Raw genomic sequence first — 12186 nt, 5'->3', positions numbered from 1 at the left:
GCCCATGTGGGGGCCCAGCGCCGTATCGCGCCGACTGGACGGCGGAGCCGCCGGTTCCGCTGGGAGGGCCGCTTCAAGCCATGTTCCTCAACGGTGACGCGGCGCGTTCTTCTCACTTCCTGTTCCGTTGTTGCCTCTGCCGCTGCTGTCGTTTGCACCGACCAGCGGGCCCGGGCACCTCGCCCAGCATCACCGGGATGGGGCCGCCGACTCGGGCACCATGAGTATCTGCGCGAAGGCGGACGATCACGACAGTTGAAATCCCCCTTAAATCGCGCTCGATCGCGAACACGGAGCCGGGCGGCGCCGTCGTCCCGGGCGAGTGCGCGCGGACGCGCGCAACGAGCGTGGAGGAATTGATGCGAAAGATCTCGCGTACCCGGGCCCGAGTGCTGGCCGCCGTCGGCATGGCGGGGGTGGTCGGCACGCTCGGGGCGGTCACCTATCAGGCATCCGCCGACGAGGTCGCCGCGCCCGCGGAGATCGCTGCGCCGGTCGAGGCGGAGGCTTCGGCCAAGGATGTCCGCCAGGTCCGGGTGCCCGGCATCCCGGCCGCGATCAAGCCGCCGGCCGGGTCCCGGCTGGTCGGCGCGTCGGTCGTGGTCAAGGGCACGCAGACCTACACCTGTACGGCCGGCGTCTTCACGGGCGCCTCGGTGCCGGAGGCCCAACTCGTCGGAACCACCGGGCGGATCCACCACTTCAGGGGACCGAGCTGGCAGTCCACCCGTGACGGTTCCCTCATCACCGCGAAGAAGACGGCCGAGAGTGCGCGGCCGGGCAGCATTCCTGAGCTGCTGCTCACGGTCGACAGTCACTCGGGCCGGGGCGTACTGGCCAACGTCACCCACATCAGCCGCCTGCAGACCTCCGGCGGCCTGGCGCCCGCCGGCGCCTGCACGGACGGCGCCACCAAGGCTGTGAAGTACGGCGCGGTCTACGTGTACTGGACAGCGAAACAAAGCTGAGTGCTCGCTCTGATGTCCGCCCCCGAGGCGGACATCAGAGCCCCGCACCGCATGCAAGAACGGGTGCGTCGCGTCCCCTGGACCCCCGTCCAGAGGACGCGAGTCTCGCGAACGCGGCAACAAACACGAGCGCCTTGACGTGATCGTGCCCGGCGACCCTTGACTGTGTTGCGGCCACACGGTGTCACATCGACACCGCAAGGCGCAGAGCCCGAAAGCCGGCCCATCCCGGTGGACTGCGCGTCGCAACGTCGAAGGTCGGAGCATGACCGAAACCCAACCCGCATACCCAGACGACGACAACGCGCGGAGGGACGATGTGCTCTCGGACGCGTGCAACGCCGAATAGCTCACGCCGGCCGTCACGATCGTGATCGTCACCCACAACCTCCAGCAAGCCGGCCGCGTCGGTGACTACACCGCTTTCCTGAGTTCCGACTCCGACGACAACGACGACAACGGCCCCGTCGTCGGCCGGCTGGTCGAGTTCGGAACGACCAAGAAGATCTTCAGCCGCCCCGACGACAAACGGACCGAGGACTACGTCACGGGCCGGTTCGGCTGAGCCGTCGTCTCCACCAGTCTCGTTCGGCGGCTCACCCGTCGGTCCACGCCTCATCCACGACGGCTTCCCGCATGCGCAGGAAGTCCGCGGTCCGGCCGGCCGGATCACTGTTGCCGGCCAGGAAATCGGCCAGGACCGAGGCCTGCTTCACGGCTGACGCCATGCCGATGCCGTGAATCGGGTTGGAGGTGGCCACGGCATCGCCGATGTCGACGAGGCCGGCCGGGAACCGTTCGAGGTCCGCGACCCGGCGACGGCGGTTGTCGGTGTAGAAATACGTTTCGGCTCCGCCCACCGGCTCGCCCGCGGTGGCCTTCCGGAAGATGTCCGGCAGCCCGGCGCAGAGTCCCCGGAGATCCTTGACCGTCGCGTCTTCGCGGTCTCGGCCGTAGGCCATCCCGACGACCTGCCAGAGGTCTCCCTCGATCGCGTAGACGGCGACCGCGGCGAGTCCGCGGCCATCGACGCCGGGCGTGAACTGGTCGAGCGCGCACGAGATCGTCGGGCTGAGGTCGTCCGGGGACCGCCTGAACAGCGCGGTCGTGTAGCCGATGCCGACCGGAACCCACTGCACGGGGAGAGCCGGAAAGCCGCCCTGCTCGAGCCACCGCACCAGGCTGGTGCCCCGGCCCATCGCGTCGACCGTCAGATCGGCCTCGAGCACGCGTTCCGTGGCCGGCCCGCCGGGTGTCCGGTGAGCCACTCCGGCCACCGCCTTGTCGCGGTAACGAAGGCCCGTCGCCACGACGTGGCGGACCTCGACACCGGCGATGCCGGTGACGCGGCTGCGAATCCGTTGCTCGAGGAAGGGCCGGCTCGCCGTGAGCAGGGTAGCGTCCCAGTCCGCCATCGGCTCGCTGTTCATGTACAGGCGGTGGTGTCCGGGCGGAGCCGGCACAGCGCCACGCGCGACAGCGTCGTCGGTGAATCCGGGGAACCAGTCCTCCAACTGCTCCAACGCATTGGGCTGCAGGAAGTGACCGTGCCGGCCCTGGGGAACGGAGGTGTGCCCGACCGGTCCCGCGGCAAGCACGTCCCGCTCGAGGAGCACCACCCGCCGCGCGTGATCGGCCAGTGCTCGCGCCGCCAGCAGCCCGGCGACGCTCGCACCGATGACGCACACGGTTCCGAACGTCACGCCGGCCTCGAGCCGGTCTCAGCGGTCAGCGGTCCGGTGCGCCGGGTGGTGAACCAGACGACCACCACGGTGGCGAGGACCAGAGCGCTCGGGATGAGCGTGGCGGCGGTCGCGGTTCCGGCATCGCGGTCGGTTACGACGCTGTTCAAGTCCGACCGCATGGCGGTGGAGAAGACGAAGCCCAGCGTGTTCCACAGCGCGTGCAGGACGATCGCGACCTCGAGGCCGCCAGTACGCCAGGTGATGAGGCCCGTGCCGACAGCCAGTACGACGTACCAGAGATTCAGCCAGGCGTCGCTCGCCGCGTGGCTCGCCGCGAAGATCACCGCCATGACGATCAGGCCGAGAACGAGACCCGCTCGACTGCCCCGGGTCCAGCTTCCGACAATTCGGAACAAGAGCCCGCGGAACCCGTACTCCTCGCCCGCGGCCTGCCACGGAGTGAGCAGGAGGGTGGCGGCCAGCATCCAGAGCACATCGGTTTCCGACCACACGTTCCGCGGCTCAGGAGCCAGGTGGTCGCTCACGACCAGGGCCGCGACACAAACCGGAAGGATGAACAGCAGCGCACGACCGAACAAAGCGAACCGGAAACGCGAGAACACCGAGTGCAGCGACGCGCCCGGTACGCCGTAGAGCCAGCGCTGAATGACCATGCTCCACGGGAGAAGCAACGCCAGCGACAACATCGCGGCCGCATGCGTCAACGGTGTGTAGTCGCCGTCGCTGCCACGATCGTCCAGGACAACCGCGACCACCGACAACACGACGCTGAAAACCAGCAGGCCGCCGAGCAGCAGCACGATCGCGAGGATGCCGCGACCGACGCGGCGACGCTCCCCCGCGAGGACCCGGTGGTATTCGACGTTGCTCATGGGGTGTTTCCTCTCGGCGCGGAACTCGGCGCGGAGGCGGCCGGGAGGTGCCGACGGCGCCGCTTTCCCGGTTCGTCAACGGATTCCGTCGACGGGATCTCGACGTCGGTGACCATGAGAAACCATGTGCTGACCACACAGTCAAGCAGCGCGGACGATCTCCAGGCCCAGCCCACTGAGGTTTCGGTCACCTGGGCAGATTGCGCAACAGGGCCTCGAGGTCGAGCTCGCCGTCGCGGGTCTGAGCACCGTGCGCCAGCCCGCCGCGGATCAGCCGCTCGGCCGCCGGTCGCCGGTCGCACGAACTGTCCCCGCCAGGCATCGTGCTCGCGCTGGTAGCCCTCGGACAGATCAGCCGGCGCGATGGCATGCTTTGCCGCCTCGACGACACCGTCGGGAAGTGCGGCGATGTCACGGGCCAGCCCGTCGACGAAGGCGTCGAGGTGCTCGGCCGGCAGGGCCCGGTTGAGCCACCCGTACCGCTCGGCGGTTGCCGCATCGAAAAGCCCGGCGCCCAGCACCACCTCCAGCGCACGATTGCGGCCGACCCGGTCGGCCAGGTACTGCGTGCCGCCGCCGCCGGGGACGATGCCCATCAGCGCCTCGACCTGACCGAGCCCCGCCCGCCCGACAGCGCCGAAAGCCATGTCCGCCGCAGTGACGAACTCGGCGCCCCCGCCCCGGGCCAGACCCGCGAGCTTGACGATCGTCACCTGGGGCTGGCGGCGCAACACCTCGCCCAGCCCCTGGAAGACATTGACGCCGTCCGGGATGTCGGCGGCGAGCAGGTCGAAGGCGTCCGGCTGATCCACGAGCGACATGTCGACGTGCGCGATGAAGAAGTCCGGGTTGGCGCTCTCGAAGGCGATGACCCGCACCGAATGGTCGTCGCGCAAGGCGGTGAGGACCCGCAGCAGGTCGGTCATGAGAGCGACGTCGAGGACGTTGACCGGAGCGTTGTCGATGGTGACGCGGGCGACGCCGTTCTCATGGGCCAGACGCAGGGTGGTGTAGTCGTTGTGCTGGTTCATGGCCGCCAGTCGAAACTGTGTCCTTACCACTGTGTCAAGGAAGCACAGGAGCTGAATCATGAACTGACAGCGGGACCGCCCCGAGCCGGAGTGGTCCCGCCGCAGTCAACGGTCAGCGAGGCTCGGCGGGGCAGGCCCGGTCGTGCTGCGGGCGTTGTCCTGTGGCCAGGAATGTGGTCACCGTGTCATTCGCGCACGTGTTCTGAGCAAGCAGCACATAAGCGCCGTGGCCGCCCTGATCGGCCGTGACCATGCGTGCCCGCTGACCGAACGCCTTCCTCAGTTCCCGGGCCCCGACCAGCGGGGTTCCGGGGTCGCGCGTGTTCTGCACCATGAGGATGTTGGACGGTCCCCGATCACCGATACGCACCGACCGTTCGACCGGCGCGGACCAGTAGGCGCACGGCGTGATGTTGGCCGCACCCGCACCGTTCAAGGGATACGCCAGCCGGTAGGCGGCAACGTCACGCTGATACCTGCGCACGGACTTCGGCCAGCGCGAGTCACCACACAGCACGTGATGCCGGCTCGAAATCTGATTGTCGACGTCCGCCGGCTGCGGCTCCGGAGGCAACGGCTGATTCTTGTCGAGCGCCTGCCACAGCGCGGCCAGCGTCGGCAGGCCCACGTCGCTGTAGAGACTGTCGTAGGTGATTCCCCGGAACAACGAACCGTCGATTCCCTGGACCGGTTTGTTGGCCAGCCGCCCCGCCAGCTCGAAGTACTTCGCGCGCACCTGCTGCGGTGTGCGGCCCAGTCCGTACTGCGGGTTGGCCGCGGCGAACTTCGCGAAATCCGGGAAACGGTCCTGCATGCCGACCGCCGTCCGCAGCAAGGCCGTGTGGTCGAACCCCTTCGGACCGAGGTTGCTGTCAAGCACGAACCGGTCACTGCGCTGCAGGAACAGCGTCGTGTACACGGCGCCGAGATAGGTGCCGTACGACGTACCCAGGTAGGAGATCTTCGGCTCCCCCAACGCTTGGCGGATCCGGTCCATGTCCCGCGCCGTGTTCGCGGTGGTGATGTGCGGCAGCAGCGCCGCCGTCTCCGATGTTGCGCACTGCCGCGCCATCGCCTGGGCGACCCGGGCGTCCTTACGCACGTCGGCCGCGGTCTCGGGGTACCAGAGGTTGCGCCGGGCGATCTGCTCCGGGGTCACGTCGCAGGTCACGGGCGCGCTGTGGCCGACACCGCGCGGGTCGAATCCGATCACGTCGTACCGGTCCTGCACGACCTGCGGCAGTGGCTTCGGCACCGCCGGGTTGACCAGCAGACCCGGATAGCCCAGCCCACTGCCGCCGGGACCGCCCGGGTTGGTCAGCAGCACACCCCTGCGTTCCGACGGGTTCTTACTCATCACCCGGGAGACCGCGATATCGATCTTCCGGCCCTCCGGCTCGCGATAATCCAGCGGCACCGGAATCGTCGTGCACTGCAGGACGGGCGACAGGACGTCGGCCGGGCACGGTCCCCACTTCAACGGAACCGCACTGGAGGTCGTGGCCTCCGACATTCCACCGACCGAAGCCATCGTCACTGCCGCGACGGCCACGGCCAGGGCCGCGGACAAGGCTTTACGCATGGGATTCCCTCACTCGAGGATGCATGACGAGCTCAGTGGAAACCATGTCGCGGCAACACGGTCAACACGAGCCGTCAGAACGGCGACGGTGCTTGTGCTTGACCCTGTTCCGAGAACACGGTCTCCACTGGAATACCGACGCGTCGAGCTAAGTGAGCCCCTATGAATGCACCCACGCCTCGCTACCGGCTCGTGCCGATGGGGCCACGTGACCCGCACGAGACCGGCCGGACCGCGTCGTCGCTGGAGCTGTTCTTCGACCTGGTCTTCGTCGTCGCGGTCAGCATCGCTTCCGTCCAGCTGCACCACCAGCTCAGCGAAGCGCATCTTGTCGAAGGCGTCGTCAACTACGCCGTCGTGTTCTTCGGGATCTGGTGGGCGTGGATGAACTTCACGTGGTTCGCCACCTCGTTCGACACCGACGACTGGCTCTACCGCCTGTTGACCATCGTGCAGATGGGCGGCGTGCTCGTGCTCGCCTCGGGCATCCAGGCGGCGTTCGAGGACCAGGACTATGTCGTGCTGGTGCTGGCCTATGTCGTGATGCGCATCGCGCTGGTCGCGCAGTGGATGCGTGCGTCACGCCGGGCCGGAGACGCCCGCCGGTCCACCACCGCCTACGCCATCGGCATCGCCGCCCTGCAGATCCTCTGGCTGGCCTCGCTGCTGCTGCCCACCGGCGCGTTCTGGGTCGCCGTGATCGTCCTGTTCGGGGCCGAGCTCTCGGTGCCGATCGTCGCGGAACGACGGGGCGGCACCCCGCGGCATCCGCACCACCTCGCCGATCGGTTCGGCCTGTTCGCCCTCATCCTGCTGGGCGAGAGCCTGCTGGCCTCGGCCAACGCGATCATCGAAGCGCTGCACGAGGGAGACGCCCTCGGTCCGCTGATCGGGGTGGCCGTGCTCACCCTGGTCGTCACGGCCGCGTTGTGGTGGGTGTACTTCTGGGCGCCGCACCACACCGCCATCGGCGGTCTGGGCCTCTCGCTCGGTTACGGCTACGGTCACTACTTCGTCTTCGCCGCGGCCGGCGCGCTCTCCGCCGGCATCGAAGCCGAAATCGACGTGATCACCGGCCACAGTCAGCTCGACCCGGTGGTCGCCTCCTTCGCCTACACCGTTCCGATCGCCGTCTTCATCCTCGGGACCTGGCTGCTCGTGATGCGTCGCAACGCCGGACGCCACATCAACATCATCGTGCCGGTCGGAGCGGTCCTCGTCCTCGTCGACCCGCTCATCCCGATCCCGTTCGCCGTCACCGCCGTCATCCTCACCGGTGTGGTGGTCGCCCTGATCTGGAGAGACCCGGTGGACCGAACGCCGCAGCTGCCCTCCGAGTCCGGGGACACCGCGGTCAGCGTGTAGGTCAAGGCGCGCCCTTGGGGGTGGTCCTGCCTGCCCGCCTTCGTCAAGCCGGCGTGGGGTGGCTCCAGCATCGGGATCTCGACGTGCCCTTGACTGTGTTCCCAGCACATGGTGTGGGGTGGTCACATGACGACGAGTGACGTTCAGCATTGGCTTTGCGCTGCAGGTAGGCGTTACAGGCCGGCTCAGCAATGCCGGTACTCCCCGTCGATCGTCGTGACCGCCGGTTTCGAACCCATCCCTGTGAGCGCTGAACGATGACCGAACGCACAAGCATCAGTCAAGGTGACCGCGACGCCGTGTCGGCGCTCCCGGGCACCGACCCCGATCGTCCCTTCGGCGTCCACTTCCGCATGGCGCGATGGAAGTCACTCGTCGTTCTCATCGCGATCCCGGTAACGCTCCTGCTCGTCCAGGTCATCGTGTTCCAGGGGGTCGTGGCCATCGAGGGGCCGACCGACCCGAACAGGCCCACCCTCACGCCGCTCTCGATCGCCGCGACGGGCATCAGTACCGCCATCACCGCCGTGCTCATGACGATGCTGGTGGCGTCCATGGCCAAGGTGTCGTGGCGGGCGGTGTTCCGCCACACCCGAGCCTTCGATCGGCGCCGTGTCGGCGTCTATCTGTTGGGGTCTGCCGTTCTGGTGGGCTTGAGCATCCTCGTGACTCTCCTGATCGCCCCGGAGTCAACGGGATGGGACTCGTTCGCCGTCGGGGCGACCACCATCGCCATCATCCTCGTCACCCTCGTCGCCACCCCGCTGCAGTCCGCGGGCGAAGAAATCGCGTTCCGAGGAGCGCTCATCCCAGCCGCCGGCTCCTGGTTCCGCAACACCCGCCTCGCCATCGCCTTCGCCATCCTCGTCTCGGGCGTGCTCTTCGCGGTGGTCCACGTGACGCTGGACCCGTGGCTCGTCAGCTATCTGATCGTTCTCTCGGCATGCACGACCGTCATGGGTCTCATCAGCGGTGGCCTGGAAGCCGCCATTGCCCTTCATGTCTCGAACAATGTGATCGCGGGCATCCTGAACGCCCTGTTCACCGGGGGCGAATCGACGACACTCGACCGGTCCGTCGGCGCGGGCCCCGGCGCCAATCTCATCATCCTGATGGTGATGAATGTCGCGGCGGTCGCCATGGTCTGGTTCGTGGAACGAGCGAAGCGCAAACGGACCGCAGGAGCGTGAGAAGCACCCGAGGCGGCGCGCTGAGGGGATCGATGCCAGTGCCGATCGGGTGGTCCGGTTACGTTGAATTATTTCACGCCTACAGGGCTGGCAGGTCTGAATTATGACATCTGATCATGAGATCATTCCCGGCAAGTTCATCGATCTTTTGGAACGGCCGCTGATCGCACATCTGGCGACCGTGCGCGACGACGGCGCCCCGCAGGTCAATCCGATGTGGTTCAGCTGGGACGGCGAATTCGTCCGGTTCACTCACACAAACTTCCGTCGCAAGTACCGCAACGTCACGACCAATCCGGCGGTGTCCTTGTCGATCGTCGACCCCGCCGATCCGTACCGATACCTCGAGGTGCGGGGTGTCGTCGAGCGCATCGATGCTGATCCGGCGGGCGTCTTCTTCGTGGAGTTGGCCAAGCGGTACGACGCCCCGTTCGGCGCCACGCCGCCGCCCGACGCCGCCGCACGCGTGATCTTCGTGGTGCGTCCCACCGCCACCAGCGCACACTGAGTTGATCAAGCCGTGTGATCAGGTTCGCTCCGGTCGGGGCGTCGTCGCGTCCCGGTTTGTCCGGTGTCGCTGCCGGTCACAGCGTTGTCACGCTCCCGTAGCTATGGCAGTTGGTGGTTCGTGTCGATGAGAATCACCTGGTGCCGTGTGACCGGGGAGTTGAGCGACCATGAGCGCCCTCGTGGGGCGGCGCGCGGAGCGTGAGGCGCTCGAGCGGGTGCTCGTGCGGGCACGGGCCGGGCGCAGTGCGGCGCTGGTGGTGCACGGGGAGGCGGGCATCGGGAAAACGGCTCTGCTGGAGCATGCCCGCGAGGCCGCCGGCTCAGCGGGCTTCCGGGTGGAGTCCTGTGCGGGGGTAGGGGCCGAGGCGCAGTTCGCGTTCGCCGGTCTGCACCAGCTGTGCAGCCCGCTGCTGGGCCGTCTTCATGAGCTACCCGACCCCCAGCAGGCCGCGCTGGGCGTGGCGTTCGGGCTTCGAACCGGGCCGGCCCCGGACCGCTTCCTGGTCGGGTTGGCGACGCTCACCCTGGTGGCCGAGGTCGCCGAGGAGGAACCGCTGCTGTGTCTGGTCGACGACGCGCAATGGTTGGACGAGGCTTCTGCTCAGGTCCTGGCGTTCGTGGCGCGGCGGGTGTCCGCCGAGCGGGTGGCACTGCTGTTCGGCGTGCGTGACCTCGACCCGGGCGCGGGCGCGGCCGGTCCGTTCGCCGGGCTTCCCGAGCTGCGCCTGGGCGGCCTCGGCGACGCCGATGCGTTGACGCTACTGACCGCCGCGGTCCGTGGACCGCTCGATGACGAGGTCCGCGACCAGATCATCGCCGAGGCCCGTGGCAACCCCCTGGCACTGCTGGAGCTGCCGAACAACGCCCAGTCGGCAGTACTGGCCGGCGGGTTCGATCTACCGGAGGTGCCCAAGGTCCCTCATCGGGTCGAGGACGGCTTCCGGCGCCGCTCGGCCGGGTTGCCGGCCGAGACTCAGCTCCTGCTCCTGGTCGCCGCCGCCGACCCGACCGGCGAGACGGCGTTGCTGTGGCGCGCTGCCACCCACCTGGGTATAGCCCCCGAAGCGGCCGCACCCGCCGAGCAAGCCGGGTTGTTTGTCATCGACAAGCGGGTCCGCTTCCGTCACCCGCTGGTGCGCTCGGCGGTCTACCAGGCGGCCACATCGCCCGACAAGCGTCGCGCGCACGGCGCGCTGGCCGCCGCCACGGACCCGCACGACCCGGACCGCCGCGCCTGGCACCGAGCACAAGCTGTGCCGGGCACCGACGAGGACGCCGCCGCTGAACTGGAGCGCTCGGCCGACCGGGCTCGCGCCCGGGGCGGGCTGGCCGCCGCAGCCGCGTTCCTGCAACGCGCGGCCGAACTCACCCCGGACCCGGCCGCCCGGGCAGCACGGGCCTTGAAGGCCGCCTACGCCACGCATGACGCCGGGGCGGCCGAAGCAGCCCTGGACCTGCTGACCGTCGCGGCCGCCGGGCCGCTGGACGCCCTGCAGGAGGCGCGCGGCGAGCTACTACGCGCCCGGATCGCGTTCCGCCTGACCCGCGGCAGCCACGTGCCGGGGATGCTGCTCCAGGCCGCGGGTACGCTCGTTCCGCTTGACGCGGAGTTGGCCCGCGAGGCCTTCGTCGAGGCGATCGAGGCGACGTTCCACGCCGGCCGCTTCGCCCCCGTCCACTACCTGCGCGAGGTAGCCGTGGCCGCTGAGCGGGCGGCGCCACTGACGACGTCGTCGCGGCCGGTCGATCTGCTTCTGGCCGGTTTGTCCATCAGGTTCACGCGCGGGTACGAGGCCAGCGTTCCCAGCCTGCAGCAGGCCCTGGAGTCGCTCGTCAACAACGACTCCCGATCCGACGACGACGTCGATGGCCGCTGGGTCTGGCTGGCCTGCCACGTCGCGGCCATGCTGTGGGACGACGAGGCGATGTACGTACTGGCCACGCGCGCCGTCCGGCTCGCCCGCGAGGCGGGTGCGCTCGCGAGGCTTCCCTCCGCACTGAACGCCCTGGCCATTGTGCTCGTGCTCACCGGCGAACTCGGCCAGGCCGCCGAGTTGTTCGCGGAAGAAGATGAGATCACGCGAGCGATCGCTGCCCCGCCGCTCCCCAACTCAAGGCTCTCCCTGGCTGGTTGGCGCGGTACGCAACCGGGTACGCCCGAGCTCGTCGCGGCCGCGGTCGAGAGGGCGACGTCGCGCGGCGAGGGTCTGGGCGTCAGCAGCGCCGACCTCGCCCTCGCCTATCTGCACAACGGGCTGGGCAACTTCGACAGATCATGCGACGCGGCGTATCGACTGACCGAGCTCGACGAGCTGGCTCACGGCAGCATCGCGCTTCCGGAGCTGGTCGAGGCGGCCGTCCGAGCCGACCAGCCTGAGCGCGCTGCTGCCGCCTGCGACAAACTGGAGTCGCGGGCCGGGGCCAGCGGCACCCACTGGGCGCTCGGTATGGCGGCGCGCTCGCGCGCCCTGGTCAGCACGGGGCCGACCGCCGAGGCTCACTACCGTGAGGCGATCGAGCGGCTGGACAGCTGCCGCATGGCCGCTCACCTGGCCCGTGCGCACCTGGTGTACGGCGAGTGGCTGCGCCGCGAGGGCCGTCGGCAAGCTGCGCGCGAAGAACTCCGCACGGCGCACCGGCTGCTGTCGGACATGGGCGCGGAGGCGTACGCCGAACGTGCCGCACGGGAGCTCCGCGCCACCGGTGAGCACCCTCGCAGGCGAGGCGCCCAGCCGACCGACGCACTCACTGCCCAGGAGGCGTACATCGCGCGATTGGTGGCTACCGGGGCAACATCCCGCGAGGTCGCCTCGCAGCTGTTCCTCAGCCCGCGCACGGTCGAAGCGCACCTGCGCAGCATATTTCGCAAGCTCGGCATCACCTCCCGCCGGCAGCTCGCGGAGCTGCGGCTCCCCTGAACCGGGTGGACGACGAGCACGGTCACCGGTCCGTCAAGGTCCGC

The 12186-nt window shown here is 68.9% G+C and carries 9 protein-coding genes and 1 pseudogene; 6 read left to right on the top strand and 4 right to left on the bottom strand.

The window, feature by feature from the left end:
- The first annotated feature begins 359 nt into the window (after positions 1 to 359).
- Both KXC43_RS40460 and KXC43_RS40455 read left to right on the top strand, forming a co-directional pair.
- Positions 360 to 968: a DUF3455 domain-containing protein gene (locus KXC43_RS40460; protein ID WP_221381551.1), complete on the top strand. Its 609-nt coding sequence runs from the start codon at positions 360 to 362 to the stop codon at positions 966 to 968.
- Between the two features lie 364 nt (positions 969 to 1332).
- Positions 1333 to 1533: pseudogene (locus KXC43_RS40455) on the top strand (phosphate ABC transporter ATP-binding protein); the annotation flags it as partial.
- Between the two features lie 31 nt (positions 1534 to 1564).
- Here the strand turns inward: KXC43_RS40455 and KXC43_RS40450 are convergent.
- The 4 genes from KXC43_RS40450 to KXC43_RS40435 form a co-directional block, all read right to left on the bottom strand.
- The gene (locus KXC43_RS40450) at positions 1565 to 2671 is read right to left on the bottom strand and encodes an FAD-dependent oxidoreductase (protein WP_221381549.1); all 1107 of its coding nucleotides are present in this window, start codon (positions 2669 to 2671) and stop codon (positions 1565 to 1567) included.
- Positions 2668 to 3546 (bottom strand): CPBP family intramembrane glutamic endopeptidase, encoded by an 879-nt coding sequence (locus KXC43_RS40445; protein ID WP_221381548.1) that lies wholly within the window; start codon positions 3544 to 3546, stop codon positions 2668 to 2670. Before KXC43_RS40445 ends, KXC43_RS40450 begins: the two co-directional genes overlap by 4 nt.
- Positions 3543 to 4577: an enoyl-CoA hydratase/isomerase family protein gene (locus KXC43_RS40440; protein WP_221381547.1), complete on the bottom strand. Its 1035-nt coding sequence runs from the start codon at positions 4575 to 4577 to the stop codon at positions 3543 to 3545. The genes KXC43_RS40445 and KXC43_RS40440 overlap by 4 nt, the downstream gene beginning before the upstream one ends.
- 112 nt (positions 4578 to 4689) lie before the next feature.
- A complete protein-coding gene (locus tag KXC43_RS40435; protein WP_221381546.1) occupies positions 4690 to 6159 on the bottom strand; it encodes an alpha/beta hydrolase in 1470 nt (489 codons plus the stop codon).
- Positions 6160 to 6321: 162 nt separating this feature from the next.
- Between KXC43_RS40435 and KXC43_RS40430 the strand changes: the two genes are divergently transcribed.
- From KXC43_RS40430 to KXC43_RS40410, 4 genes are all read left to right on the top strand, one after another.
- On the top strand, positions 6322 to 7524 hold the full coding sequence (locus KXC43_RS40430; RefSeq protein WP_221381545.1) for a low temperature requirement protein A: 1203 nt from the start codon (positions 6322 to 6324) through the stop codon (positions 7522 to 7524).
- A 437-nt stretch (positions 7525 to 7961) separates the two neighbouring features.
- Positions 7962 to 8714: a CPBP family intramembrane glutamic endopeptidase gene (locus KXC43_RS40420; RefSeq protein WP_221381544.1), complete on the top strand. Its 753-nt coding sequence runs from the start codon at positions 7962 to 7964 to the stop codon at positions 8712 to 8714.
- Between the two features lie 103 nt (positions 8715 to 8817).
- Positions 8818 to 9222: a PPOX class F420-dependent oxidoreductase gene (locus tag KXC43_RS40415; RefSeq protein WP_221381543.1), complete on the top strand. Its 405-nt coding sequence runs from the start codon at positions 8818 to 8820 to the stop codon at positions 9220 to 9222.
- 169 nt (positions 9223 to 9391) lie between these two features.
- Positions 9392 to 12142 carry an ATP-binding protein gene (locus tag KXC43_RS40410; RefSeq protein ID WP_221381542.1) on the top strand — a complete coding sequence of 917 codons (2751 nt, stop codon included), beginning with the start codon at positions 9392 to 9394 and terminating at the stop codon, positions 12140 to 12142.
- Positions 12143 to 12186: the final 44 nt, after the last annotated feature.

Origin of the sequence: Paractinoplanes polyasparticus (genome assembly GCF_019710575.1) — a bacterium.
GTDB classification, from domain to species: Bacteria; Actinomycetota; Actinomycetes; order Mycobacteriales; family Micromonosporaceae; genus Actinoplanes; species Actinoplanes polyasparticus.
This window is presented reverse-complemented; position numbering and strand designations above follow the sequence as displayed.

Bases quoted from the DNA above. Each gene is read 5' to 3' on its own strand.
- KXC43_RS40430 (WP_221381545.1), top strand. From the start codon at position 6,322: ATGAATGCACCCACGCCTCGCTACCGGCTCGTGCCGATGGGGCCACGT.
- KXC43_RS40435 (WP_221381546.1), bottom strand. From the start codon at position 6,159: ATGCGTAAAGCCTTGTCCGCGGCCCTGGCCGTGGCCGTCGCGGCAGTG.
- KXC43_RS40440 (WP_221381547.1), bottom strand. From the start codon at position 4,577: ATGAACCAGCACAACGACTACACCACCCTGCGTCTGGCCCATGAGAAC.
- KXC43_RS40410 (WP_221381542.1), top strand. From the start codon at position 9,392: ATGAGCGCCCTCGTGGGGCGGCGCGCGGAGCGTGAGGCGCTCGAGCGG.
- KXC43_RS40415 (WP_221381543.1), top strand. From the start codon at position 8,818: ATGACATCTGATCATGAGATCATTCCCGGCAAGTTCATCGATCTTTTG.
- KXC43_RS40445 (WP_221381548.1), bottom strand. From the start codon at position 3,546: ATGAGCAACGTCGAATACCACCGGGTCCTCGCGGGGGAGCGTCGCCGC.
- KXC43_RS40460 (WP_221381551.1), top strand. From the start codon at position 360: ATGCGAAAGATCTCGCGTACCCGGGCCCGAGTGCTGGCCGCCGTCGGC.